Below are 24338 nucleotides of genomic sequence, written 5' to 3' on the forward strand. Positions count from 1 at the left end.
CGTCCCCCCATCCTGCCCCCTCCCGAACCCGAGGTGGGGTTATCCCCCGTGCCCGCGTACCCTGCAGGGCATGCAGGACATCACGGGGGTTCGGGTGGTCTCGGCGGCGGCCACGGTCGCGGCACTGGTCTTCGGCGTGCGGGGGCTGGTCGGGAGCCTGCCGTTCGCGTTCGGTCTGCCGCAGTCGGTACTGCTCGCGGCCACGGTGATCGGCGGTCTCGCTGGCCTCGTCGTGCTCGTCCCGGCCGTCCGGGCACGCGACCGCCGTGCCCTCGCGATCGCGGTCTCCGTGCTCGCGTTCGCGCTCGCGTGGGGAGTCCCGGGCCCGGTCGGCTCCGCGCTGTACTTCGTCGCCCAGGCTGCACTCGTCGCCTTCGGGCTGCTCACCGTCTGGACAGCTCACGGCGCGCAGCGGACCCTCGGGTGGATCGTCACCGTCGCTGCCGCACTCTGGTTCGTGGTCGGTCTGCTGACCCAGACCGTCCCGCCGCTGTCGACGTCGCAGGAGTTCCTGGTCGTCGTGTACGCGATCCCGGGCCTGCTCCAGGCCGTTGCGTACCTCGCCGCCGTGGTCCTCGTCGCGGTCCCCCTCCTGCGCACGCTCGGCGCGGGAGCCGGCCGCCTCTGGGACTCCGCCGAGGTCCGCTGACCCGTTCTCCGGCGATCGTCGAGTGCGCAGGAATCGTCGAGTCGGTCGCCCGAACCCGACGATTTCTGCTCACTCGATGGCCCACTTCGGGGCCGGGGTCAGGACGACAGGGAGGCCAGGCGGGCGGAGCGGCGCTCCGCCTGCTCCACGGGGTCCGGCACCGGGGCGGCCTGGATCAGTCGCCGCGTGTAGGGGTCCTGGGGATCGCGGAGGATGGCGTCGCAAGTGCCCTCCTCGACGACGCGTCCGCCGTGCAGCACCACGACCCGGTCGCACAGGGTGTCGACCACGGCGAGGTCGTGCGTGACGAACAGGCACGCGAAGCCCAGGCGCTCCTGGAGCTCCCGGAACACGTCGAGCACCCGCGCCTGGACCGAGACGTCGAGCGCGCTCGTCGGTTCGTCCGCGATGAGCAGCGCCGGGTCGAGTGCCACGGCGCGGGCGATCGCGACGCGCTGCCGCTGGCCGCCCGAGAGTTCGTGCGGGTACCGCTCCCGGAAGCCGCCGTCGAGCCCGACGTCCTCGAGGAGCCGATCGACGCGGGACTCCACCTCGGCCGCGGGCAGGCGGAGGATCTGGCGGAGCGGTTCGGCCACGGTCTGCCCGACCGTGTAGCGCGGGTTCAGGGAGCGCAGCGGGTTCTGGAAGACCACGCCGACGTGCCGTCGCATCTCCCGACGGGCTGCGCGCCGGGCGACCGCCACGTCGGTGCCCTCGACGACGACCGACCCGGACGTGATCGGCGCCAGGCCGATGGCGGCGCGGCCGATGGTCGTCTTGCCGCTGCCGGACTCCCCCACCAGGCCGACGATCTCGCCGCGACCGACGCGGAACGACACGTCGTCGACCGCGCGGAAGCGGCCGCGGAGCGCTCCGCCGTACTCGACCACGAGGTGCCGGACGTCCAGGACGGCCGACGGTGCCTCCGTGGCGGAGCCGACCCGCTCCTCCAGTCCGACGCTCGTCCCCATGCGTGGGACCGCAGCCAGCAGTTCGCGTGTGTAGTCCGCTGCCGGGGCGGCGAAGACCGCGCCGGCGGTGCTGGTCTCCACGACGCGCCCCCGGCGCATGACGACCACGCGGTCCGCGATGTCGGCGACGACGCCCATGTCGTGCGTGATGAGCAGGATCGCGGTGCCGGTGCGCTCGCGGAGGGCGCGGAGGACGTCGAGGACCTCGGCCTGGACGGTGACGTCGAGGGCGGTCGTCGGCTCGTCGGCGATGAGGAGGTCGGGGTCGGCGGCGAGCGCCATCGCGATCATCACGCGCTGGCACTGCCCACCGGAGAGCTCGTGCGGGTACTGGCCGAGTCGGCGCTCGGGCTCGGGGACCTCCACGGCGCGCAGGAGCTCGAGCGAGCGCTCGCGCACGGTGGACCGGTCGGCGGCGGCGTCGGCCCGGCGGACGGCCTCGGCGAGCTGGAACCCGACGGTGAACACGGGGTTCAGGGCGGCGGACGGGTCCTGGAAGATCATCGAGACGCGGCGGCCCCGGACGGCTCGGAGGGTGCGCTCGTCGGCGCCGAGGACCTCGAGGTCGCCGAGCCGGATGCTTCCGGAGGCACGGGCGCCATCGGGGGCGATGCCCATCGCGGTCATCGCCGTCATGCTCTTGCCGGAGCCGGACTCCCCGACGACCGCGACGACCTCGCCGGCCGCGACCGTGAACGAGGCGTCGTCGACCGCGCGGACCTCGTCCCCGTCGACGTCGAACGTGACGGTGAGGTGCTCGACGGTCAGGACGTCGCTCATGGGGTCTCCGATCGGCCGGTGTCGTCGCGGGCGGCCTTGAAGGCCTCCCACTCCTCGAGCATCTTGCGGTGGTAGCCCTGCAGCCACTGCATGTAGTCGCGGCCGTTGAGCAGGCGCTCACGGACCTCGGCGTCGACGTCGCCCGTGCCGGTGCGTCCGGCCGCCTCGACGACGGTGAGTCCGCGGCCGATGATGTCGCGCTGCCGGTCGAGGTACTTCCGCTCGCTCGCCAGCCACGAACCCCAGACGTCCGCCTCGGCGCGGAAGTAGTGGCTGCGCTCACCGGGGACGATGTGCCGCTTCACGAACCCGGAGTCGACGAGCCGGCGGGTGGCCATCGAGACCGAGCCCGAGCTGGCGCCGAGTGCTGCCTGCAGGTCGGCGGAGGACGAGTGCGGCGCGCGGGTCATCATGAGGTAGCCGAGCACCCGGGCGTCGGTGAGGGGCATGCCCGCGCCGTCGTTGAGCATGAGGGCGAACTCCTCGACGAACGCCTGACGCTCGGGTTCGAGGACGACGTCGTCGGCGCTCACGGTGCCAGCCCCGCCGCCACCTCGGGCGACTCGGACGGGATCGCCCAGGGTTCCTCGGTCATGCCGCCGCCGGCGCGGATCCGGCGGACGGAGCCGTCGGCGTCGCGCTCGTAGGTGATGTCCTCGTCGATGGACCCGAACCGGTTCCCGTGCGTCATCCGGAGGGTGTCCGCGTCGACCACCTTGAGCCGGGTCGGCGTCTCGAGCGGCGCCGGTGCGGAGGGGTCGAGCTCGACGAGCCGGTCGCCGAGGCGCGCGATGTCGCTGACGCCCCAGGGGTTCGCGAAGCGGCCGGTGAACGTGTCGGTGTCGACGTCGTCCGGCACCGGGGTCCCGGGGGCGTCGGCGTCGGCCGCGGCGTCGAGCAGGGTGATGATCGCGGTGGCGATGAGCGTCGCGGGGCCGGCTGCCGCGCTCGTCAGCACCGAGACGACGAGCCCGGACGCCGGGTCGAACAGCGACTGCGTGATGTGCCCCGGGAAGCCGCCGGAGTGACCGCGGACCTCGCGTCCACCGATCCGGTCGACGATGAACCCGGCGCCGTAGCCGCGGGCCGCCGGGTCGTCGGTGGCGCTCCACGCCTTGCGCTGGGCGAGCCGCTTCGAGTGGTCGTCGAGCAGGGTGCCCTGGCCGATGACGTGCTGCGAGAAGTACCGGACGAGGTCGGACGCGGTGCCGTGGAACCCCGTCGCCGCGGCCATCGCGCGGGTGTCGACGTGGTCGATCCGCTGCCGGGACCTGGCGGTGTGGAAGCCGGTGTAGCCGACCACGAAGTCGTCGGCGCGCGTCGGGTCCCAGTCCGGACCGGTGTTCCGCAGGCCGAGCGGCTCGGTGATCGACTCGCGGACGAAGTCGTTGTAGGACTGCCCGGAGACGGCGGCGATGACGAGCCCGAGCAGCGAGTAGCCGAGGTTCGAGTAGTTGAACGACGACCCCGTGGGGACCTTCTGCCCGCGGTCGAGGACGAGCGCGAGGAGTTCCTGCTCGTCCGGGAACGGGCGGAGCAGGGACCAGTAGTCCCCGTCGTGGCCGTCCCGGATGACCCCGGCGCCCATCTCCATGAGCTCGCGGATCGTGGCGTCGGCGAGCGGGGACCCGCCCTCGACGAGCGCCGGGACGTAGGTGCCGACGGTGTCGTCGAGACGGAGCGACCCGCGCTCGGCGAGCTGCAGGAGCGCGGTCGCGGTGAAGGTCTTCGAGTGCGAGGCGATGCGGAACAGGTCCGTGGTGGTCAGTCGGCGGCCGGCCTCGACGTCGGCGTAGCCCCAGGCCTCGTCGAACAGGACCTCGCCGCCGTACCCGATCGCGACCTGGACGCCGGGGACCCGGAGTTGCCAGACCTTGTACGACACCCAGTCGTGGATGTACGGCAGGGTCTTCCGGTAGGCGGCGAGGGTGTCGGTCACGGTGGTCCTTTCGAGGGGCGGTGGTTCGAGTCTGGCGCGTCAGCGCCGTCGTGGGTCGAGCGCCGCGCGGAGCGTGTCCCCGAGTGCGATGACGGACAGCACCGTCACGGCGAGGAACACCGCGGGTGCGATGAGCACGTGCGGTGCCCGGAGGAACTGCGACGTGGCGGCGGAGAGCTGCAGTCCCCAGGAGATCGCCGGGCTCTCCAACCCGATGCCGAGGTACGTCAGCGTCGACTCCGACACGATGACCCCGCCGACCGTGATGGTGGCGAGGACGAGCAGCGGCGAGATCGACGACGGCAGCACGTACCGCGTGGTGATCCGCCACGTGGACAGCCCCATCGTGCGGGCGGCCAGCACGAACTCGGCGTTCCGGACGCTCCGCACGCTCGAGCGGACGAGCCGCGCCATCGTCGGCCAGCCGAACAGGGCGAGCACGAGCGACACGGTCAGCACCGAGCGCTCCCCCACGCTGTTCAGCACGACGACGGCGCCGAGCAGGAACGGGAAGCCGAGGAACACGTCGGTGAGCCGGGCGAGCACGGCGTCGACCCAGCCGCCGACCATGCCCGCGACGGTCCCGACGACCACGGCGACGACGCCCGCGAGCACGGTGGTGAGCAGTGCGACGGCGATCGACGACCGGGTGCCGTAGACCACGTTGGCGTACACGTCGCAGCCCTGCAGGTCGTATCCGAACGGGTGCCCGGCGGTCGGGGACGCCCCGCTCCGGCCGAGCTGGCACACGCGGGGGTCCCCGTGGCCGAAGAAGCCCGCGAAGAACGACGGGAACACCGCGATGAGCAGCACGACGACGAGCACCCCGGCCGGCAGCCAGAAGCCCGGCTTCCGGACCGCGGCGCGCAGCGGGCGGCGCTTCGTGACGACGGACGGTTCGACGGTGGCGCCGATGGCGGAGGTGGTCATGCGGAGGCTCCCGTCCGAACGCGCGGGTCGAGGGCGGCGTGCAGCAGGTCGACGAGCACGCTCGTGACGAGGAACACCAGGATGAGGGCGGTGGAGATGCCGACGACGACCGCGCCCTCGTGCGACCGGATCCCCTGGAACAGCAGGTTGCCGACGCCGGGCAGGTTGAAGATGCCCTCGATGATCACCGTGCCGCCCATCAGGTAGCCGAGGTCCGTCGCCAGGTACGTCGCCGTCGGGATGAGTGAGTTCCGCATCACGTGCACGCCCACGATCCGTCCCGGCGTCAGGCCCTTCGCCCTGGCGGTCCGGACGAAGTCGGCGTCGAGCGTCTCGATCATCGACGTCCGGGTGAGCCGGGACACCGCGGCCAGCCCGAACAGCGCGATGACGAACGCCGGCAGCACGTACGCCTCCGGCCAGCCCGCCGTCACGCCGGCCACGGGGAACCAGTGCAGGCGCACGGAGAACACGAGCTGCAGGGCCACGCCGAGCACGAACACCGGGATCGCCCCGACGACGATGGTGCCGACGAGCACGGTCTTGTCGAGGACGGTCCCGCGGCGGAGCGCCGAGACGACGCCGAGCCCGATGCCGAGCACGATCTCGAGCGCCCACGCGGTGAGCGCCAGGGTGATCGTGACCGGCCAGCGCGAGGCCATCTGCTCCCCGACGGACTGCCCGCTGAAGTCCGTGCCGAAGTCGCCGCGGAAGAGCCCGCCGACGTACTGCACGTACTGCAGCCAGAGCGGCTGGTCGAGGTGGTACTCCGCCCGCAGCGCCCGGACGACCGAGTCGCTGAGCGGCCGGTCCCCGCCGAGCGCCCTGATCGGGTCCCCCGGCAGCGCGAACGTCATCGCGTAGATGAGGAAGGTCACGCCGAGGAAGACGACGACCAGGCCGCCGACCCGCCTGCCGACGGCGAGCGCCGGACGCATCACGCGCCTCCCGGCCGACTCGTGGTGACCAGTGACGGACTGGAGGCGCCGCTCGCGCCCGCCACGTGGCTCGCGCAGGCGAGGATCGCCCCGAACTGCACCCCCACCAGTTTGCGGATCGGGATCGGTTCGGCTCCAGTGGCCGCGTCCGCCTGCCAGGTCGCGTACCGCTCGGCCAGGCGGTCGCGCAGCCGCCGGACCGGCGCCGGCGCCGTGCCGGCCGTCGTCTCCGCCTCGAGCGCGCGGAGCAGCATCCCGCCGTAGCGCAGGCGGAAGCAGCGGACGAGGTCCTCGCACCCGAATCGTTCGGCGACGGTGGCCATCCGGTCGGCGGGTTCCCGGTCGGCGCGGGCGTGGTCGGTCGCCGGGGTGGCGGTGAGCATCGGGATGAACGCCCGGGAGCCCTCGAGGAACGGCGTCTCGATGGTGAGCATCGGCGACGCCTCGTCGAGGATCGCCTGCAGCTCCGTGCCGGAGGCCCCGAGCTCGTCCGCGCACCGGCGGAGGAGGTCCGCGTAGGACTCCGCCGTCGGGGTCTGGTCGTCGGCGTCCGGGTGACTCCAGTACGGCAGCTCGGCGACCATGCACAGCGCACCGTGCCGCATCGCCCACGCCGCGCTCGACGCCCCGTGGATGTGCTCCCCGGGGTCGACGCCCAGACCCTCGAGGTACTCGTACGCCGTCTCGATGCCGTCCATCGCGAACACCGCCGGCGCGAGCTCCCGCAGGTACGGCGACTCGGGCTCTCCGGTGTCGAGCGGCAGCCCGAGCGCCGCGGGCACGGCGTGCAGGGTGTCGATCACGTCGGGGAGGTCCTCGGACAGGTAGTAGTAGACGCCGCCCATCTCGCCGTTGTGCAGGCTGACGAGCAGGTCCGGCTCGGTGTCGTCGATGAGCCGCATGAACGCGAGCGTCTCCGGCAGCACCTGGTCGAAGTACACCGACTTGTACGCGTTCGGGAACGTCCACTCCACCTGGCTGTCCGGGGCCGGACGGTGGAAGTGCCGCGAGTAGGACACCCGGTCGTGCGGGTCGTGGAACCAGGCCTCGTTGAGCCGCATGCCGTCCGGGTCGATCGTCGGGACGATGTGCCACGTGACGTCGAGCTCCGCCGATCCGCCCTCGGCCGCCCACGTCGCCAGGTGCAGCGCCGTCCACGAGCCGATCGGTTCGTTCGGGTGCACGCCGCCGACGATGACGGCGGCGTGCGACCCGGACCCGACCCGGTAGGAGTGGAGCGGTTCGCCGAGCCGGCTGGTGCCGATCCGGGTGACCGTGACCTGCTCCGGGTGGGCCGCGGCGAGCGCGTCGAACCGGGCGTGCAGGTCGTCGACGAGCGGGAAGCCGTCGTGGTCGGGGACCTCGGCGACGAGGCGGAGGACGGCGTCGGTGTCCATGTGGTGCCCTACTTGACGGTGATCTGCGAGACGACGGGGCTGCCGGCGACGGCCGGGAGCGAGGCGATCTTGTCGCTCGTCACGTACGAGTACTTGTCGAAGAAGGTCGGGACGACCGGGAAGTCCTGCAGGACGGCCTTTTGGGTCTGCGCGTAGTACTCGTTCGCCTCGGCCTGCGACCCGGCGGAGTCGGCCTTCGCGAGCAGCGAGTCGACCTCGTCGGACTGGTAGTACCCGGTGCAGGGTGCGCAGCCGCCGGCCGTGGTGAACAGGGCCCGGAGGGTGTTCTGCTGGCTGATGTACAGCGCGCCCCAGTGGCCGAAGTGCGGCCCCTCGATCTTCTTGTCCGTCAGTTCGGAGTAGTACGAGGCCCAGTCGGTGGTGGCCTTCGCCTCGGCGTCGACCCCGAGGTTCTGCCGGATCTGGTTCGCGTACGCCTGGTACAGCGAGTCGAGGCCGTTGCCGCCCGGGTAGACGAGGGTGATCGTGCCGTCGAACCCGCCGGCCTTCGCGAGGAGCTGCTTCGCCGCTGCCGGGTCGAACTCGCAGGCGTCACCGCAGATGCCCTCCTGCGTGCCGGACATCGACGGCGGGGTGAGTGCGGTCGCGGGCTCGTACAGACCGCCGTAGATCGCCTTGTTCACCTGCTTGCGGTTGATCGACATCGAGATCGCGCGGCGGACGTCGGCGTTCGAGTAGCGCTCGTCCCAGAGCGGGAAGCCGATGTAGTCGATGCCGGGGGCGTCGAACGAGTGCAGCTTGTCGCCGAAGTCGCCCTTCGCGCTGGTCATCTTGTCGGCGGGCAGGAACAGCACGTCGGCGTTGCCGGCGAGGACGTCGGTGTAGGCCGTGTTCATGTCGGAGTAGCTGCGGAAGGTGACGTCCTTCGTCGCGGGCTTCGTGCCCTCGTAGCCCTTCCACGCGGTGACGGTGAACTCCTGGTTCGCCTTCCACGCGGCCGTCATCTCGTACGGGCCGTTGCCGATCGGCTTCTTGTCGTACGCCGTGAGGTCCTCGTACGCGGCCTCGGGCATCGGGTAGAACGCGGTCTGAGCCTGGCTGAGCTGGAGTGGGAACTGGCTGTCGGCGTGGGTGAGCGTGACCGTGAAGGTGTCGTCGCCGGTGACCTTCAGGCCGGACATCTCCTTGGTCTTCGGCGTCCCCTTCGTCGGGTTCAGGTCCGCGTACCCGACGATCGACGCGAGCTGGCCGCTGTTCTCCCAGGCGTTCGGGCCGTACGCGGTGTGGTTCCACGCCTTGACGTAGCTCTCCGGCGTGACGGTCTCGCCGTTCTGGAACTTCCACCCGTCACGGAGCGTGATCGTCCACGTGACGTTGTCGCTCGACTCGACGCTCTTCGCGGCGACGTCGTGCAGCGTGCCCTTCGAGTCGGTCTCCGTCAGCGGCGCGAACAGGCTCTGCACCTGGTCGAACGCGACGGTCTGACGCCCCGGGGTGAGGTGGTCGGGCTCGCCGGTGGCGTAGACCAGGCTCCCGCCCGATCCGCCCGGCTGGTCGGCGGTGCCGCTCGCCGAACAGCCGGCGGCCATGAGCACCACGGTGGTCGCTGCCAGCGCGGCGATCGTCCTGCGTCGCATGAAGTCTCCTCGGGTCGTCGTTGGAGAGTGAAGCTAGGCCCGTCGGAGCCTCCGAGGCAATGCTTCTTTCAATGAACTCTGAAACTTTTACCGATCTGAAACACTCGGGAAACGCCGGCCGTCGCGCTCGACGGACCGGGTGTGCCACGCTCGGACCATGCGACACACACCGCACTTCCTGATGACGGACGTCGACGAGGTGAAGCGGCTCATCGACGCCCACCCGTGGGCCACGATCGTGTCGCACACCGACTCCGGGCTCGTGGCGTCGCACTACCCGTTCCTGCTCGAAGCTGGGCACGACGACGAGCTCGTCCTGGTCTCCCACGTCGGCCGGCCCGACGAGGTCGCCCACGAACTCGGGCAGCACGAGGTCCTCGTCGTGTTCCAGGGCCCGCACGGCTACGTCTCCCCCGCCTGGTACCCGCCGGAGCAGTTCGTGCCGACCTGGAACCACGTCACCGCGCACTGCTGGGGCACCCCCGAGATCCTGTCCGACGACGAGAACTTCCGGGTCCTCGGCGAGCTCGTCGACCACTTCGAACGGGTCATGCCGTCGCCCGTGTCGTTGCAGGTCGACGAGGAGACCGCCCGCAGGATGGCGAAGGGCACCGTCGGCATCCGCATCCGGGTCACCCGGTTCGACGCCCGCGCGAAGCTCTCGCAGAACAAGGCACCCGAGGTGGTGGACCGGATCATCGCGGGCCTCCGCGGGGACGGCCCCTACGCGTCGCCGGCCCTCGCCGACGAGATGGAACGAACACACGGTCTGGAGGCACGGTGACGGAGGTCCTGCTGCGCACCGTCCGGCGGGTGGGCACCTCCGGAGCCCCTGCCGACGTCCGCATCGTCGACGGTCGCGTCACCGAGATCGCGCCGACCGGCACGCTGGACGCGGCCGGCCCCGACACCGACGTGCTCGAGGCAGCCGGCGCGTGGCTCGCGCCCGGCCTCGTCGACCACCACGTCCACTTCGACCAGTGGGCCCTCGTCCGCCGACGCGTCGACGTCTCCGGCTGCGACTCCGCCGAGGCGACCGCCGACCTCCTCGCCGAGGTCGCGCGCACCGGCGTCACCGACCGCGTGCTCATCGGGCACGGCTACCGCGACGGGATGTGGCCCCGCCCCGCCCGCCGTGCGCTGCTCGACCAGGCCGCACCGCGCCTCCCGGCCGTCGTCATCAGCGGCGACCTGCACGCCGTCTGGTGCAACACCGCGGCCCTCGCGCACTTCTCGGAACTCGTCGGGCGGCCGCTGGTCGCCGGCGAGGACGGCGTCCTGCGCGAGCAGGACGCCTTCGACGTGACCGGCGCACTCTCCCTGGTGCCGGACGACGTGCTCGACGGCTACGTCGCCGACGCGGTCGAGGCGGCGAGCGCCCGTGGACTCACACGGATCGTCGACCTGGAGATGCGGTTCGGCCTCGACCGGTGGGCCCGGCGGATCCACGCCGGCACCGACGGACTCCGGGTGTCGTCCGGCGTCTACCCGATCGAGCTCGACGCCGTGCTCGCACGCGGGCTCCGCACCGGCGACGTCGTTCCGGGGACCCACGGGCTCCTCACCATGGGGCCGTTCAAGGTGATCACCGACGGGTCCCTCGGCACGCGCACCGCAGCGGTCGTCGACGCGTACGGCGAGCTCGGTGGACACGGCGTGCTCACCTGGCCCCTCGACGAGGTCGTCCCGATGGTCCGCCGCGCGGTCGACGCCGGGCTCGTGCCGGCGATCCACGCGATCGGCGACCGGGCGAACACCCTCGCCCTCGACGTGTTCGAGGCGGTCGGCACCCGCGGCACGATCGAGCACGCGCAGCTGCTGGCCGACGACGACGTCGAACGGTTCGCGCGGCTCGGCGTCGCGGCGTCCGTGCAGCCCGAGCACGCGATGGACGACCGGGACATCGTCGACCGCTACTGGGCGGGTCGCACCGACCGGGCGTTCGCGTTCGCGTCGCTCGACCGGGCCGGAGCCCGGCTGCTGCTCGGGTCGGACGCCCCCGTGGCGCCACTCGACCCGTGGGTGTCGCTGGCAGCGGCAGTGGGACGTGACCGGGACGGCCGTCCCGCCTGGCACCCTGCCGAGCGGCTCTCGGCGCTGTCGGCGTGGCGCGGGTCGACCGACGGACGGGTCGGTGTGGCGGTCGGGGACGTCGCGGACCTCGTGCTGGTGGCGGACGACCCGCTCGCGTCCTCGGTGTCGTCGGCGGCGCTGCGGTCGATGCGGGTGCTCGCGACCGCGGTCGAGGGGCGGTTCACCCACCGAGAGGTGTGAGGTCCGCCGCTACTTCTGGTCCTTCGGGCACCAGTAGAGCTTGCGGCCCGCCATGTCCGCCATCCGGATCTCCGTGCCGCAGACCCGGCAGGGCTCCCCTTCGCGGTGGTACACCCAGTGCCGGTCCTTCCGGGAGCGCTTCGCCTTCTTCAGCTCTGCCTCGGACAGGCCGTCCATGGTGAGCATCAGGCCGTCGCGGACGCCGTCGTGCAGGAGCTTCGACCAGTCCGCCCACAGCGCCTTCGCCTGCTTCACGGTGATCTTCTTGCCCGGCTTGTACGGGTCGATGCGCTGCCGGAACAGCAGTTCGGCGCGGTAGATGTTGCCGATCCCGGCCACCACCGACTGGTCCATGAGCAGCTGGCCGATCGCGACGTTGCGCTTCCGGACGTTGTCGACGAAGGTCTTCTCGGCTTCCGGTCCGTCGTCGTTGATCGGATCAGGGCCGAGCTTGTCGAGCGCCTGCTGCACCTCGGCCGGGGTCTCCACGACGCAGGCGGTCGGCCCGCGGAGGTCGGCGACGGTGTCCTCGGTGAGGATCCGCACGCGCACCTGGCCGACGGGGTCCGGCGGGAAGGACTCGATCGGGTCCTCGACCTTCTCCTGCTCGGCCATCCGGTACCGGGCGAGCCGCGGTGCCCCGATCGAGGTCAGGGACTCCTCACCGTCGGCGTCGGACGACAGGGCGGTGGCGGTCGAGAGGTCGCCCGCGAAGTCCCACGCCCCGTACAGGCCGAGGTGCACGCGGAGGAACAGGTCCCCCTCGAACTCGAGGAACATCTGCTTCGCGACCGCGCGCGCGGCGATCATCGTCCTGCCGTCGAGCTGTGCAGCCCCAGCGGCGAAGCGCCCCTGCGGGCTGGACACCTCGCAGCGCTTGCCGACGAAGTGCCGGGAGAACTGGTTGGCGATGCGGTGGACGGAGTGACCCTCGGGCATTGCTCTTGTCTACTCGGTACCGCTGACCTACTGGTCGACCTGCTTGCCGGCGATGTGCCCCGTCGTCTCGTACTCGGCGAGCTGGGCGATGCGGCGGGCGTGGCGCTCCTCGCCCGAGAACGGCTCGGCGATGAAGAGGTCCACGAAGCGGATCGCTTCTTCCTCGGTGTGCTGGCGGGCGCCGATCGAGATGACGTTGGCGTCGTTGTGCTGCCGAGCGAGGAGCGCGGTCGACTCGTTCCACACCAGCGCTGCACGGATGCCCTCGACCTTGTTCGCCGCGATCTGCTCCCCGTTGCCGGAACCGCCGAACACGACACCGAGGGCCTCGACGCCCGCGCGCTGGTCCACCACGACGGCGTGGGCGGCGTTGATGCAGAACGAGGGGTAGTCGTCGAGCGCGTCGTACTCGGTCGGACCGTGGTCCACCACCTCGTGTCCTGCTTCGGTGAGGTGCGTCGCGAGGGTCTTGTTGAACTCGAGGCCGGCGTGGTCCGTTCCGAGGTGGATGCGCATGGAACCGATCCTATTCCCGCGCGGGACCCGGTCCGGACGCTCGCGTCACTGACCCCGGACCACGACGACGACGTACCGCACGGCCTCGTCGCCGGGGTTGCGGTAGACGACGTCGGCGGGCTCGCCGAGCTCGATCCGGTCCCCCACGGAGAGCCGCGTCGGCTCGCCGCCGACGACGACCTCGAGCACGCCGTCGACCACCCAGATGCAGTGCCGCAGGAACGCGTACGCGGACGCCGGGTAGGCCACTTCGCGGCCGGCCGGGAGGCGCACCTCGGTGACGTCCGCGGGGAACGCCGCACTCGAGACGGGACGGCGCCGGTACCCGGTGTCGGGATCGGTCCAGGAGTCGGCGGTCACCCCGCGCTGGACGCCGCGCGCCTCGTCGGGATCGGCCCCGCGCGGCACCTCGTGGTCGAGCGCCTCGTCGAGGAGCTGTGAGATCGTGAGCCCGAACGCTCCCGACAGTCGGCCGAGGATCGTCGCCGTCGGGCTGGACACCCCGCGCTCGACGCGGTTGATCATGGCGCGGGAGACGCCGGACTCCTCCGCGAGCTCGGTGAGGCTCCACTTCCGCTCGGTGCGGAGGCGCTGCAGGCGCTCGCCGAGTCGTCGCTGGTCGGCGTCGTCGGGGTGCTCTCCAGTTTCCGCTTCCGGCTCCACGTCGTCTACGATCTGAGACATGGCGACAGCATATGCGACGAATGCGGGCGGGCCGGTCACCGTCCGTGACTGCGAACCGCGCGACCTCGACATCGTGCACGCGCTGCACGTCGACGCCGTCCTGCACTCCACCGCCATCTGGCAGGAGGAACCGCACCCGCGCTCGTACTTCGACGGCTGGCTCGCCGAGCGTCGCGCCGACGGGTACCCGGTCATCGTGGCCGAGGTCGACGGGCGCGTCGCCGGGTACGCCACGTACTCGCAGTGGCGGCCGCACCAGGGGTACCGGCTGACCGTCGAGCACAGTGTCTACGTCGTCGAGGAGTTCCGCGGCAAGGGCGTCGCCACGACCCTGATGGGCGCCCTCGTCGAGCGTGCGACGGCCGAGGGGCGGCACGTGATGATCGCCGGGATCTGCAGCACCAACGCGGGGTCGATCGCGCTGCACGAGCGGCTCGGGTTCACGACGGTGGCCGTGGTGCCGGAGGTCGGGCGGAAGTTCGACCGGTGGCTCGACCTGACGCTGATGCGGCTGCCGTTGGTCTGACGCGCGGCGTCAGACGACGATCTCGTCCCCGTGCGGCTCGATGACGTTGCCGTCGGCGTCCCAGATGTCCCGGAACACCTGTCCTCCGTGCTCCCACGGGTCGACTCCCGCCGCTTCGCGCCGAGCCGCCTCCGAATCGAACATGCGGCGACCGCGCCCAGTCGAGGTGGCGTAGAGGTTCCACACGGTGTCCGAGCGGCCGTAGCGTGCTGCTGCTCGCGAGAGCAGCTCGTCGACGCTCCCCCGCCAGTCGGTCCACACCCCGTGCCCTTGCTCATCCGCCTCGATCGAACCAAGACCGATGAGGTCGGCCGTCAGCAGTTGACGAACGTACCCGAGCACGCGGCCTTCCACTTGGTCCTCTGACTCACGGGTTCGGTACGCGATTCCGGTGTGCCAGCCGTAGAGGTCGTCCCCGAGGCCGTCGGACACCGCCGCGAGGAAGCGGTACGTCAGTTCGTTCATCGCGCGTCCTCTGGTTCTTCGTGGGGAGCGATCTCGGGAAACCCGGCAGGTGGCCGCGATCGCGCCCCGCACCGAACACTGCGCCCCCGCTGAACGGGGCGCGGTGTTCGGGACGGGGCGCGGATGTCGGACTGGAGGCGCGGTGCCAGCCCGCACCGTGCCTCCAGTCCGACAGCGAACGCTGTCTCAGGCGGTGGTGTCGAAGATCGGGCCGACGGTGCGGGACCGCTTCAGCTCGAAGAAGGCGGGGACCTTCGCGACGGCGACGACGCCGTCCCACAGGTCGAGCGCTTCCTGGCCCTTCGGGGCCGGGGAGATCACGGGGCCGAAGAACGCGGTGCCCTCGACGGCGATCACGGGGGTGCCGACGTCTTGCCCGACGCGGTCGATGCCGTCCTGGTGGCTGACACGCACAGCCTGGTCGACCTCGTCCGTCCAGGCGTACTCGAGCAGGTCGGCGTCGAGGCCGAGCTCGGCGAGCACGGCGGGGACGACCTGCTCGGGGTCCTGCTCCTGGCGGTGGTGGATGTGCTCGCCGAGGGCGTCGTAGAGCGGCTTCACGATGTCCTGGCCGACACGGAGCCGCGCCGCCGTGACGATGCGCGGGTACAGCTGCCCCTTGTTGATGCGCTCGCGGTACTCGTCGGGGATGTCCTGGTCCTCGTTGAGGACGAACAGGCTCATCACCTTCCACGTGACGTCGAGGTCACGGTGCCGCGCGACCTCACCGACCCAGCGGCTCGTCATCCAGGCCCAGGGGCAGTTCGGGTCGAACCAGAACTCCACGGCGGTGCGTTCGGTCGTCTTGTCCACAGTCGTCTCGGTCACGATGCGACTGTACGCGTGCTCGCTAGGCTGGAGTCGACCGTCCCGCCGGTGCACGACGCCGTGCCGGGACTCCCCCACGCGGACACCGATCGTCCGCGTCCGCAGCGAAGATGGAGCGTCCGTGCCCGGAGAGAACCTCACCCGAATCGAAGCCCAGGAACGTGCCGCGATCGTCGACGTGCAGACGTACGACGTCGAGCTCGACCTGACGCGTGGCGCCGAGACGTTCGGCAGCACCACGCGCGTCCGGTTCACGGCCACGCCGGGTGCGTCGACGTTCATCGACGCGATCACGAAGACCGTGCACTCGATCACCCTGAACGGCACCGCGCTCGACGTCGCCGCCGTGAACGACGGCGTGCGCATCCAGCTCGACGGCCTGCAGGAGCAGAACGAGCTCGTCGTCGTCGCCGACGCGCTGTACACGAACACGGGCGAGGGCCTGCACCGCTTCGTCGACCCGGTCGACGACGAGGTCTACCTGTACTCCCAGTTCGAGGTGCCCGACTCGCGCCGCATGTTCGCGGTGTTCGAGCAGCCCGACCTCAAGGCCGAGTTCACCTTCACCGTGACGGCGCCGTCGCGGTGGCAGGTCGTGTCGAACTCCCCGACGCCCGAGCCCGACGTCGACGGCGAGATCGCCACGTGGGCGTTCGCGCCGACGGCGAAGATCTCCAGCTACATCACCGCGCTCGTCGCCGGCCCGTACGAGGTCGTCCGCGACGAACTGACCAGCCGTGACGGCCGCACGATCCCCCTCGGCGTCTTCGCGCGCAAGTCGCTCGCCGAGTACCTCGACCCCGAGTACGTGTTCGACATCACGAAGAAGGGCTTCGCCTACTACGAGGAGAAGTTCGACGTCGCGTACCCGTTCGAGAAGTACGACCAGCTGTTCGTCCCGGAGTTCAACGCGGGTGCGATGGAGAACGCCGGCGCGGTCACCTTCACCGAGACGTACGTGTTCCGGTCGAAGGTCACCGACGCGATCAAGGAGCGCCGGGTCGTCACGATCCTGCACGAGCTCGCGCACATGTGGTTCGGCGACCTCGTCACCATGAAGTGGTGGAACGACCTGTGGCTCAACGAGTCCTTCGCGGAGTGGGCGTCCACCATCGCGACGGCCGAGGCCACCGAGTGGACCGAGGCGTGGACGACGTTCCAGGCGATGGAGAAGTCCTGGGCCTACCGCCAGGACCAGCTCCCCTCGACGCACCCGATCGTCGCGACGATCAACGACCTCGAGGACGTGCAGGTCAACTTCGACGGCATCACCTACGCGAAGGGCGGCTCGGTCCTCAAGCAGCTCGTGGCGTGGGTCGGCATCGACGCGTTCTTCGCGGGCGTCTCGGCGTACTTCAAGAAGCACCACCACTCGAACACCGAGCTCCGCGACCTGCTCGTCGAGCTCGAGGCGACGAGCGGCCGTGACCTCTCCGAGTGGTCGAAGCTCTGGCTCGAGACCGCCGGGGTGAACACGCTCCGCCCGGAGATCGAGGTCGACGAGTCCGGCGTCATCACGTCGTTTGCCGTCCTGCAGGAAGCGCCGGCGGACTACCCGACGCTCCGCCCGCACCGCCTGGCGATCGGCGTCTACGCGTTCGCGCAGGACGCCGACGCACCGTTCGGCGCCGACACCGCGTCGGCCGGCGGCAAGCTCGAGCGCGCACACCGCGTCGAGATCGACGTCGACGGTGCCCGCACCGATGTCCCCGAGCTCGTCGGCGTCCACCGTGGCGACCTCGTGCTCCTCAACGACGACGACCTGGCGTACGCCAAGATCCGTCTCGACGAGCAGTCCCGCCGCACCGCGATCGAGCACCTCGCCTCGATCGCGAACCCGCTCGCCCGCTCCATCGTCTGGGGCGCGATGTGGGACGCCACGCGTGACGCCGAGTCGCCCGCGAGCGACTACGTCCGGCTCGTCCTCGGCAACATCGCGACCGAGACCGAGTCGACGACGATCCGCACGACGCTGTCGCAGCTGCTCCTGACGACCCGCAACTACGTCGCGCCGGCCAAGGTCGACGCGACCGTCCGCACGGTCGGGGACACGCTCTGGAACCTCGCGTCGAGCGCCGAAGCCGGTTCCGACGCACAGTTCCAGTTCGTGAAGTTCTTCGCGCAGATCGCCTCGACACCGGAGCACGTCGCCACCCTGAGCGGGCTGCGCGACGGCTCGGTCACGCTGAACGACCTGGAGATCGACACCGACCTGCGCTGGGAGCTGCTCGAGGGCCTCGTGCTCGCGGGCGCTGCGTCGGGCGCCGAGATCGACGCCGAACTCGCCGCGGACAAGACCGCGTCGGGTGAGCAGGCCGCCGCGCGTGCCCGGGCGACGATCCCGACCGCCGAGGGCAAGCTCGCCGCGTTCTCGTCGCTCGTCGACTCGTCCGAGCTGCCGAACGCGATCGTCCGGCAGACCACGGTCGGGTACCAGCACGTGAACAGCCCGGTCGTGCTCGAGGGCCTCGTGCCGAAGTACTTCGAGGTGCTCACGCGCATCTGGGCCGAGCGCAGCTACCACATCGCCGACACCATCGTCACAGGCCTCTACCCGGCGCCGCTCGCGTCGGCCGAGCTGCGTGACGCGGCGGTGGCGTGGCTCGAGCAGCACCCGGAGACCCCGGCGCTGCGGCGCATCGTGTCCGAGGGCCTGGCTGGCACCGAGCGTGCCCTCCGGGTGCAGGCGGCGGACGCCTGAGCATCGCGTGACCATCGGCGGGGTCTCGGCGTTCCCCATGGAACGCCGAGGCCCCGCCCTTTAGCATCGGGCGGATCATGACCTTGGCTGCAACGACCGAAGACACATCGAAACTCATCTCGAACGCGTTCACGGAGTTCGTCGGCACCTGGCACGTCCCGATCACGATCGTCATCACGATCATCGCGGCGATCATCGTCCGACTCATCCTCCGGCACTCGATCAAGGGGATCGTCGACCGGGTCGTGAACGGCGTCAAGAAGCGCCAGGGCGCGACCGACACCCAGGCGCTCATCGCCTCCCCCGTGCAGACCGCCCGGGTCGTGCAGCGCACCCGCACCCTCGGGAGCGTGCTCGAGAACCTGGCCACGGTGATCGTCGTCGTGATCGCGCTCGCGATCATCATCCCGGTCACGATCCCGAACGCGGCCGTCGGCATCGTCGGCGGCGCCTCACTCGTCGCCGCCGGTCTGGCCGTCGGCGCGCAGAGCATCGTGAAGGACCTGCTGTCCGGCGTCTTCATGATCCTCGAGGACCAGGCCGGCGTCGGCGACGTCGTCGACACCGGGCAGGCCACGGGCGTCGTGGAGAACGTCGGGCTGCGCGTCATGCAGATCCGCGACGTGAACGGCATCCTGTGGTTCGTGCCGAACGGGCAGATCCTGCGCGTCGGAAACCTGTCCCAGGGCTGGTCGCGCGTCCTCGTCGACATCACGGTGCCGTACGACACCGACATCGACGCCGTGCAGGACGCCCTGCTCAAGGCAGCGGTCACGATGTCGCAGGAGCCCCGGTGGCGCCAGCGCATCGTCGAGAAGCCGGAGATCTGGGGCCTGCAGTCCATCACCGACGCTGGCATGGTGTTCCGTCTCGTCGTGAAGACCCGGGCCTCGGAGCTCGACGTCGTCGGCCGCGAGCTCCGCATCCGGCTGAAGCACGCCGTCGACGAGCTCGGTGTGACCCTGCCGGCGATGGCGATGATCATGCCTGCGGGCTGGGAGAACGCCACCTCGATCAACGGCCTCCGCACCGTGCGGACGCAGCCGACGCCCGCGCCGACGAAGCCCCGGCGCGGCCGCAAGAACATCCTCGGTCAGGCGATCCGGACCGATGAGCCCGACGCCGGGAGGGACCCGAAGTGACCGAACCGACCCCCGCAGAACCAACGCCCGCGGCCCCGGCCCCCACCCCGGCGCAGCCGATCACCTTGCGCGTCGGCGAACACGGCGTCTCGGCGACCGGCTCGCTCTACGACCGCATCGGTGGCGCACCCACCTTCGAACGACTCGTGCGGCGCTTCTACGAGGGCGTCCAGCAGGACGAGGTCATCTGGCCGATGTACCCGGCCGACGACCTCGAGGGCGCGATCTGGCGCCTCTCCGCGTTCCTCCAGCAGTACTGGGGCGGCCCCGGCACGTACAGCGAGGAACGCGGTCACCCACGCCTGCGGATGCGCCACATGCCGTTCCGCATCACCTCCGAAGCACGGGAGCGCTGGCTCCACCACATGCGCGACGCCGTCGAGTCGCTCGGGCTCGCACCGCTCGACGAGGCCGAGCTCTGGGCCTACCTCGACCGCGCCGCGCACGCGATGACGAACACGTTCGACTGACGTCCGAGCACTGATCCCTTGACGGTCGGCTCCCACTGGTCATAACCTCCCCACACCATTCCGCAACGTCCTTGCGGAATGGTGTGGTCCGGGCACGGCGCCCACTCCCGAGGGCCGCGACGCCTCATGAGGAGAACCATGCAGGTCGTTCCGAAACTCGCCGCCGTCGGAGCAGGGGTCGCCCTGCTCGCCGCGGCCGTCCTCCTGCCGCACACCGCTGACGCGGCGAGTGGCAACCTCGTGTCGAACCCGGGGTTCGAGACGGGCACCACGAGCGGCTGGGTGTGCTCCGGCGCATCCGTCGTCTCCACGCCGGTCCACTCCGGTGCGAAGGCAGTGTCGGGCACGCCGTCCTCGTCGGACACCGCGCAGTGCTCGCAGACGATCGCCGTGCTGCCGAGCACTTCGTACACGCTGTCCGGCTGGGTCTCGGGCAGCTACGTCTACCTCGGCGAGAGCGTCTCCGGTGCGAGCACGTGGACCTCGAGCTCGGGCTACCACCAGCTGTCCACCACGTTCACCACGGGCGCGTCGCAGAAGAGCGCCACGGTGTACGTCCACGGGTGGTACGGCCAGGGAGCGTACTTCGCCGACGACGTCTCGCTGACCGGGCCGGCCGGTGCCGGAGGGACAGCGACGCCCACGCCGACGCCGACCGCGTCGGCCACACCCACGCCGACACCCACGCCCACGCCCACGCCGACACCCGGCACCGGGACGGGCGCGGCCGCGCAGCTCCCGAAGCACACCCTCACCGGGTACTGGCAGGACTTCGACAACGGCGCGAAGGCACTCAGGCTCAGCGACGTCCCGACGAGCTACGACCTCATCGCGGTCGCCTTCGCGAACGCCGACCCGTCCAAGCCGGGCGCAGTGTCCTACTCGGTCGACCCCGGCCTCGCGACGAAGCTCGGCGGCTACACCGACGCGCAGTTCACGGCGGACGTAGCGACCGTGCACGCCCGCGGACAGAAGGTGATCGTCTCGGTCGGCGGGCAGAACGGCACGATCTCGGTGTCCGACAGCGCCTCGGCCGCGAACTTCGCCGGCAGCGTCGACTCGCTCATGAACACGTTCGGGTTCGACGGCGTGGACATCGACCTCGAGAACGGCGTCAACCCGACGTACATGGCGCAGGCACTGCACACGGTCGCCGCGAAGCACCCGGGGATGATCATCACGATGGCGCCGCAGACGATCGACATGCTCAGCACGTCGTCGGACTACTTCGCGCTCGCACTGAACATCAAGGACGTCCTGACCATCGTGCAGACGCAGTACTACAACTCGGGATCGATGAACGGGTGCGACGGCGGCGTCTACGCACAGGGATCGGTCGACTTTGCGACGGCGCTCGCCTGCACCTCGCTGCAGGGCGGCCTGCGGGCCGACCAGGTCGGACTCGGCTTCCCGGCGTCGACCAGCGGCGCGGGCAGCGGGTACGTCGCACCGGGCATCGTGAACAACGCGATGACCTGCCTCGCGAAGGGCACCGGTTGCGGTTCGTTCGTCCCGTCCGCGAAGTACCCCGGCCTCCGCGGCGCGATGACCTGGTCGATCAACTGGGATGCGTCGAACGGGTACGCGTTCGCGAACGCGGTGCGACCGGTGCTGAACGCGCTCGGCTAGCGATGTGCCGGGGCTGACGCCCCATCGGACTGGAGGCACGTGGCGGCGCCGCCACGTGCCTCCAGTCCGCCTTCCGGTCGCGTCAGCGGACGTAGGACCCGTCTGCCAGGTCGTCGAGGAGCGACGGGCGGGTCGGGTTCCACCCGAAGGCGGCGCGCGCATGCGCGCCGGAGGCCTCCTGGTGCATGAGCAGGGCGTCGGCGGAGACCGCGCCGAGGCGTTCCCGGCTGGCGTCGACGCTCTCGGCGACCACCGGCGAGCCGTGGGCCCCCGCCTCGGCGATCTCGCGGACCGTCGGGTTGTCCCCGGTCGCCGCGAGGACGTAGCCGTCCTGCTCACCGCGGTGGAGCGCGAGGACGTAGAGCTCGCCGAGGTCGTCGATGTGCACCGTCGACCACCGCTGCGAGCCGTCGCCGACGAGTCGGACCTCGTGCTCGCCGTCACCGACGAACATCGCGGGGATGCCGGCGCCACGCCCGTAGACGATGCCCGGGGCGACGATCGTGGTGCGGACGTCGCTGGCGCGGACGACCGCCTCGTTCGGACCACGCCACGCGGTCATCGCCGGCGGCGAGGCGGGCGACTGCTCGGAGATGTCCGTCGAGTCGCCGAAGGTGAAGATCCCACCGGTGTGCACGAAGGGCTTCGGGGTGCCGTGGAGTGCCTCGAGGACGGTGGCGATGAAGGACTCGTCGACGCCCTGCGCCGACGCCGTGTGCACGACGGCGTCGGCCTCGTGCGCGAGGCGGCGGACGACGTCGGTGTCGGTGACGTCCCCGACGAGCGCTCGCCCGCCGGCGTCGCGGACCGCCTGCGCTTTCTCGTCCGTCCGCACGAGCGCGGTGACCTCGTGCCCGTGGGCGACGAGGGCGCGGAGGACGGAGGAACCGATGTAGCCGGAGGCGCCGGTGAGGAAGACGTGCATGCCACCAGCCAACCACGCTGCGTTCGGCGGACGCTGCCTAGAGGGTGAGGGTCCAGGCCCGACGCTTCACGAGGACGTGACCACGGCTGGTCGTCAGGCGGCTCCAGGGGCCGGTCTCGAAGAGCCGGACGGGGTCGTGCCCCAGGAACCCGAGGCTCTCCCCCGCGAACCCGGCTCCGGCCGGCACGTGCTCGATGCCCGCGACCGGACGGCCCCACACCTCGGCGCGGATCTTCCGGACGATCGCCTCGCCCGCATTCGACGGCACCGCGTCGGCGACCTCGGCGATGCCGTCCCGCGCGGCACGGCGGAGGTGCTCCGGCGAGACGTCCGGCAGCGGGACCCACCCGCCGCGGGGCGGGGAGATCGCCGCCCACGTCACGGTGTGGACCTCGTGCGGGAGCTCGACCTCGATCGGGGTGGCACGGGTCGGGTCCGCACCCTCGGCGTGCTCGGCGTCGTGCGCCTCGGCCAGCAGACGCAGGCGTTCCTGGAGCGACGCGAGCGGCACGACGGCGTCGATCGTGGCCGGCTGCGCGAGCGAGAACGTCCGGAGCCCGAGGACCGTCGGGAGTTCGTCGAGCAGACCGATCGGGTAGAGGATCGCGGTGTACACCGCCAGGACGCCCGAGTCGGCGATGAGGCGGACGGATCCGTCCTCGATGCGGGCGGCCCGTCCGAGGTAGGTACGGAGGTCTCCGAGGGAGGCTGCGTCGGGAAGCGTGAACGAGGTGCCCATGTCACGACGGATCCTACCGGGCGCCCCTGTCAGCGGGGGCTGGGCGACCTCACGGTCCGCTCCCTGCCGGTGCCGGGCACACACCGATGCGCACCGACGACGCTGGCGTCCATGGTGCTCCTGCTCGCGAACCTCGTCGTCTCGGTCCTCGTCGTCACCACGGCACTGGCCGTCCCGAGCATGGAGCGCCGGATCGCGGTCCTGCTCGGGCTCGGCGGAGCGACGACCGCGAACTTCCTGTTCTGGATGGCCGCGCCGTCGCTGTGGACCAACCTGCTGAGTGCCTGGGTGTGCAGCGTCGTCGGCGCGCTGCTCGCCGTCGTCGCGTGGGCCGTCGCACGCTCGGTGGTGCCGACCGCTCCCGCACGGCGTCGTTCGTAGACTGCTCGTGTGAACCGCGAACCGGACTTCCTCAGCACCCTCCGACTCGAGGACACCGGCGCGAGCACGGGCGAGACGATCCTCACCGGCGCGAGCCACTGGTCCCCCGGCGGCCGTGTCTTCGGCGGTCAGGTCCTCGCGCAGTGCATCGTCGCCGCGCAGGCCACCATCGAGGACCGGGACATCCACTCGATGCACGGGTACTTCCTCCGCCCCGGTGACATCGACGTGCCGATCACGTTCGGCGTGGAGCGCATCCACGACGGCCGGTCCTTCGCCGCCCGGCGGGTGCAGGCGTACCAACGCGGCGTCCCGATCTTCTCGATGATCGCGTCGTTCCAACGGCCCGACGAGGGCGTCGAGCACCAGGACCCGTTCCCCGTGGACGTCCCCGCGCCGGAGTCCCTGCCGTCGGCAGCGTCGATCCTCTCCGCGATCGACCACCCCGTCGCACGAGCGTGGGCCGAGCGCTCGATCGACCTCCGGCACGTCGAGGGGCCCGTGTTCGTCGACGTGCAGGGCGAGCACGTGCCACACCAGGCTGTCTGGTTCCGCGTGGAGGGTGACCTGCCGGAGGACCCGGCGCTGCACCGTGCGGTCCTCGGGTACGCGAGCGACCTGTCCATCCTCGAACCGATCATGCGTCGGCACGGTGTCGCCTGGGGAACACCGGGGGTGAAGAGCGCGAGCCTCGACCACGCCATGTGGTGGCACCGCGACGGACGCGCCGACGAGTGGGTGCTCTACACGCAGGAGTCCCCGAGCGCGCAGGGCGGTCGGGGACTCGCGTTCGGCCGGATGTTCGCGCAGGACGGTCGGCTGCTGGCGTCGGTCGCGCAGGAGGGGATGATGCGCATCCCGCGCTGACGCGGCGCCCGGTCGTGCGGCTGGCCCGCCCGGTCGTGTGGCTGGCCCGC

24 protein-coding genes are annotated in these 24338 nt (G+C 71.0%); 10 read left to right on the plus strand and 14 right to left on the minus strand.

Annotated elements, in window-relative coordinates:
- The first annotated feature begins 70 nt into the window (after positions 1–70).
- Positions 71–649 (plus strand): hypothetical protein, encoded by a 579-nt coding sequence (locus tag CRP27_RS10080; protein ID WP_141399736.1) that lies wholly within the window; start codon positions 71–73, stop codon positions 647–649.
- 98 nt (positions 650–747) lie between these two features.
- Here CRP27_RS10080 and CRP27_RS10085 read toward each other — a convergent pair whose 3' ends face one another.
- The 7 genes from CRP27_RS10085 to CRP27_RS10115 are packed head-to-tail and all read right to left on the minus strand — an operon-like array spanning position 748 to position 9202.
- On the minus strand, positions 748–2400 hold the full coding sequence (locus CRP27_RS10085; RefSeq protein WP_097180552.1) for an ABC transporter ATP-binding protein: 1653 nt from the start codon (positions 2398–2400) through the stop codon (positions 748–750).
- Positions 2397–2933 carry a GbsR/MarR family transcriptional regulator gene (locus tag CRP27_RS10090; protein ID WP_255257533.1) on the minus strand — a complete coding sequence of 179 codons (537 nt, stop codon included), beginning with the start codon at positions 2931–2933 and terminating at the stop codon, positions 2397–2399. Before CRP27_RS10090 ends, CRP27_RS10085 begins: the two co-directional genes overlap by 4 nt.
- Complete coding sequence (locus tag CRP27_RS10095) at positions 2930–4339, minus strand: serine hydrolase (RefSeq protein ID WP_255257534.1); 1410 nt, start codon at positions 4337–4339, stop codon at positions 2930–2932. Before CRP27_RS10095 ends, CRP27_RS10090 begins: the two co-directional genes overlap by 4 nt.
- 39 nt (positions 4340–4378) lie before the next feature.
- Positions 4379–5269 (minus strand): ABC transporter permease, encoded by an 891-nt coding sequence (locus CRP27_RS10100; RefSeq protein WP_097180553.1) that lies wholly within the window; start codon positions 5267–5269, stop codon positions 4379–4381.
- Positions 5266–6207 carry an ABC transporter permease gene (locus tag CRP27_RS10105; RefSeq protein WP_097180554.1) on the minus strand — a complete coding sequence of 314 codons (942 nt, stop codon included), beginning with the start codon at positions 6205–6207 and terminating at the stop codon, positions 5266–5268. The genes CRP27_RS10100 and CRP27_RS10105 overlap by 4 nt, the downstream gene beginning before the upstream one ends.
- A complete protein-coding gene (locus CRP27_RS10110) occupies positions 6207–7604 on the minus strand; it encodes a M14 family zinc carboxypeptidase (protein WP_097180555.1) in 1398 nt (465 codons plus the stop codon). Before CRP27_RS10110 ends, CRP27_RS10105 begins: the two co-directional genes overlap by 1 nt.
- A gap of 8 nt (positions 7605–7612) precedes the next feature.
- A complete protein-coding gene (locus tag CRP27_RS10115; RefSeq protein WP_255257535.1) occupies positions 7613–9202 on the minus strand; it encodes an ABC transporter substrate-binding protein in 1590 nt (529 codons plus the stop codon).
- 157 nt (positions 9203–9359) lie between these two features.
- Between CRP27_RS10115 and CRP27_RS10120 the strand changes: the two genes are divergently transcribed.
- Positions 9360–9986 (plus strand): FMN-binding negative transcriptional regulator, encoded by a 627-nt coding sequence (locus CRP27_RS10120; RefSeq protein WP_097180556.1) that lies wholly within the window; start codon positions 9360–9362, stop codon positions 9984–9986.
- The gene (locus CRP27_RS10125; protein ID WP_097180557.1) at positions 9983–11476 is read left to right on the plus strand and encodes an amidohydrolase; all 1494 of its coding nucleotides are present in this window, start codon (positions 9983–9985) and stop codon (positions 11474–11476) included. Before CRP27_RS10120 ends, CRP27_RS10125 begins: the two co-directional genes overlap by 4 nt.
- A gap of 9 nt (positions 11477–11485) precedes the next feature.
- Here CRP27_RS10125 and CRP27_RS10130 read toward each other — a convergent pair whose 3' ends face one another.
- The 3 genes from CRP27_RS10130 to CRP27_RS10140 are packed head-to-tail and all read right to left on the minus strand — an operon-like array spanning position 11486 to position 13615.
- Entirely contained in the window at positions 11486–12415 is a 930-nt protein-coding gene (locus CRP27_RS10130) for an Fpg/Nei family DNA glycosylase (protein ID WP_097180558.1), read from the minus strand.
- Positions 12416–12442: 27 nt separating this feature from the next.
- On the minus strand, positions 12443–12931 hold the full coding sequence (locus CRP27_RS10135) for a ribose-5-phosphate isomerase (protein ID WP_097180559.1): 489 nt from the start codon (positions 12929–12931) through the stop codon (positions 12443–12445).
- A 45-nt stretch (positions 12932–12976) separates the two neighbouring features.
- Positions 12977–13615 carry a helix-turn-helix domain-containing protein gene (locus CRP27_RS10140; RefSeq protein WP_097180560.1) on the minus strand — a complete coding sequence of 213 codons (639 nt, stop codon included), beginning with the start codon at positions 13613–13615 and terminating at the stop codon, positions 12977–12979.
- Between CRP27_RS10140 and CRP27_RS10145 the strand changes: the two genes are divergently transcribed.
- Positions 13614–14141 (plus strand): GNAT family N-acetyltransferase, encoded by a 528-nt coding sequence (locus CRP27_RS10145; protein WP_097180561.1) that lies wholly within the window; start codon positions 13614–13616, stop codon positions 14139–14141. The two genes, CRP27_RS10140 and CRP27_RS10145, sit on opposite strands and share 2 nt — an antisense overlap.
- Positions 14142–14150: 9 nt before the next feature.
- Here the strand turns inward: CRP27_RS10145 and CRP27_RS10150 are convergent, their stop codons facing one another.
- Together CRP27_RS10150 and CRP27_RS10155 are read right to left on the minus strand one after the other, a co-directional pair.
- Positions 14151–14606 (minus strand): hypothetical protein, encoded by a 456-nt coding sequence (locus tag CRP27_RS10150; RefSeq protein ID WP_097180562.1) that lies wholly within the window; start codon positions 14604–14606, stop codon positions 14151–14153.
- A 186-nt stretch (positions 14607–14792) separates the two neighbouring features.
- Positions 14793–15353, minus strand: coding sequence for a disulfide bond formation protein DsbA (locus tag CRP27_RS10155; RefSeq protein WP_217990734.1), 561 nt, complete (start codon positions 15351–15353; stop codon positions 14793–14795).
- A 202-nt stretch (positions 15354–15555) separates the two neighbouring features.
- Here CRP27_RS10155 and pepN point away from each other — a divergent pair, with 202 nt between their 5' ends.
- The 4 genes from pepN (at position 15556) to CRP27_RS10175 (ending at position 21376) form a co-directional block, all read left to right on the plus strand.
- Positions 15556–18135: an aminopeptidase N gene (gene pepN, locus CRP27_RS10160; protein WP_097180564.1), complete on the plus strand. Its 2580-nt coding sequence runs from the start codon at positions 15556–15558 to the stop codon at positions 18133–18135.
- Positions 18136–18212: 77 nt separating this feature from the next.
- Positions 18213–19277 (plus strand): mechanosensitive ion channel family protein, encoded by a 1065-nt coding sequence (locus CRP27_RS10165; protein WP_097180565.1) that lies wholly within the window; start codon positions 18213–18215, stop codon positions 19275–19277.
- Between the two features lie 65 nt (positions 19278–19342).
- Complete coding sequence (locus CRP27_RS10170; RefSeq protein ID WP_097181019.1) at positions 19343–19747, plus strand: globin; 405 nt, start codon at positions 19343–19345, stop codon at positions 19745–19747.
- 138 nt (positions 19748–19885) lie between these two features.
- The gene (locus CRP27_RS10175; protein WP_176505551.1) at positions 19886–21376 is read left to right on the plus strand and encodes a chitinase; all 1491 of its coding nucleotides are present in this window, start codon (positions 19886–19888) and stop codon (positions 21374–21376) included.
- An 82-nt stretch (positions 21377–21458) separates the two neighbouring features.
- Here the strand turns inward: CRP27_RS10175 and CRP27_RS10180 are convergent, their stop codons facing one another.
- Together CRP27_RS10180 and CRP27_RS10185 are read right to left on the minus strand one after the other, a co-directional pair.
- Positions 21459–22301 carry an NAD(P)H-binding protein gene (locus tag CRP27_RS10180; protein WP_097180567.1) on the minus strand — a complete coding sequence of 281 codons (843 nt, stop codon included), beginning with the start codon at positions 22299–22301 and terminating at the stop codon, positions 21459–21461.
- Between the two features lie 37 nt (positions 22302–22338).
- Positions 22339–23040: a hypothetical protein gene (locus tag CRP27_RS10185; protein WP_097180568.1), complete on the minus strand. Its 702-nt coding sequence runs from the start codon at positions 23038–23040 to the stop codon at positions 22339–22341.
- A gap of 111 nt (positions 23041–23151) precedes the next feature.
- Between CRP27_RS10185 and CRP27_RS10190 the strand changes: the two genes are divergently transcribed.
- Entirely contained in the window at positions 23152–23421 is a 270-nt protein-coding gene (locus CRP27_RS10190) for a hypothetical protein (RefSeq protein ID WP_097180569.1), read from the plus strand.
- A 9-nt stretch (positions 23422–23430) separates the two neighbouring features.
- Positions 23431–24288, plus strand: a complete 858-nt coding sequence (locus tag CRP27_RS10195; protein ID WP_097180570.1) for an acyl-CoA thioesterase II — start codon at positions 23431–23433, stop codon at positions 24286–24288.
- Positions 24289–24338 lie beyond the last annotated feature (50 nt).

Origin of the sequence: Curtobacterium sp. 314Chir4.1 (assembly GCF_900215175.1) — a bacterium.
Classification (GTDB): domain Bacteria; phylum Actinomycetota; class Actinomycetes; order Actinomycetales; family Microbacteriaceae; genus Curtobacterium; species Curtobacterium pusillum_A.

What these genes read in the sequence shown, in the direction of transcription:
- CRP27_RS10080 (WP_141399736.1), top strand. Translation starts at nt 71, where the DNA reads ATGCAGGACATCACGGGGGTTCGGGTGGTCTCGGCGGCGGCCACGGTC.
- CRP27_RS10085 (WP_097180552.1), bottom strand. Translation starts at nt 2,400, where the DNA reads ATGAGCGACGTCCTGACCGTCGAGCACCTCACCGTCACGTTCGACGTC.
- CRP27_RS10100 (WP_097180553.1), bottom strand. Translation starts at nt 5,269, where the DNA reads ATGACCACCTCCGCCATCGGCGCCACCGTCGAACCGTCCGTCGTCACG.
- CRP27_RS10105 (WP_097180554.1), bottom strand. Translation starts at nt 6,207, where the DNA reads ATGCGTCCGGCGCTCGCCGTCGGCAGGCGGGTCGGCGGCCTGGTCGTC.
- CRP27_RS10110 (WP_097180555.1), bottom strand. Translation starts at nt 7,604, where the DNA reads ATGGACACCGACGCCGTCCTCCGCCTCGTCGCCGAGGTCCCCGACCAC.
- CRP27_RS10115 (WP_255257535.1), bottom strand. Translation starts at nt 9,202, where the DNA reads ATGCGACGCAGGACGATCGCCGCGCTGGCAGCGACCACCGTGGTGCTC.
- CRP27_RS10120 (WP_097180556.1), top strand. Translation starts at nt 9,360, where the DNA reads ATGCGACACACACCGCACTTCCTGATGACGGACGTCGACGAGGTGAAG.
- CRP27_RS10130 (WP_097180558.1), bottom strand. Translation starts at nt 12,415, where the DNA reads ATGCCCGAGGGTCACTCCGTCCACCGCATCGCCAACCAGTTCTCCCGG.
- CRP27_RS10135 (WP_097180559.1), bottom strand. Translation starts at nt 12,931, where the DNA reads ATGCGCATCCACCTCGGAACGGACCACGCCGGCCTCGAGTTCAACAAG.
- CRP27_RS10145 (WP_097180561.1), top strand. Translation starts at nt 13,614, where the DNA reads ATGGCGACAGCATATGCGACGAATGCGGGCGGGCCGGTCACCGTCCGT.
- CRP27_RS10140 (WP_097180560.1), bottom strand. Translation starts at nt 13,615, where the DNA reads ATGTCTCAGATCGTAGACGACGTGGAGCCGGAAGCGGAAACTGGAGAG.
- CRP27_RS10150 (WP_097180562.1), bottom strand. Translation starts at nt 14,606, where the DNA reads ATGAACGAACTGACGTACCGCTTCCTCGCGGCGGTGTCCGACGGCCTC.
- CRP27_RS10155 (WP_217990734.1), bottom strand. Translation starts at nt 15,353, where the DNA reads ATGACGAGCCGCTGGGTCGGTGAGGTCGCGCGGCACCGTGACCTCGAC.
- CRP27_RS10165 (WP_097180565.1), top strand. Translation starts at nt 18,213, where the DNA reads ATGACCTTGGCTGCAACGACCGAAGACACATCGAAACTCATCTCGAAC.
- CRP27_RS10175 (WP_176505551.1), top strand. Translation starts at nt 19,886, where the DNA reads ATGCAGGTCGTTCCGAAACTCGCCGCCGTCGGAGCAGGGGTCGCCCTG.
- CRP27_RS10180 (WP_097180567.1), bottom strand. Translation starts at nt 22,301, where the DNA reads ATGCACGTCTTCCTCACCGGCGCCTCCGGCTACATCGGTTCCTCCGTC.
- CRP27_RS10185 (WP_097180568.1), bottom strand. Translation starts at nt 23,040, where the DNA reads ATGGGCACCTCGTTCACGCTTCCCGACGCAGCCTCCCTCGGAGACCTC.
- CRP27_RS10190 (WP_097180569.1), top strand. Translation starts at nt 23,152, where the DNA reads ATGGTGCTCCTGCTCGCGAACCTCGTCGTCTCGGTCCTCGTCGTCACC.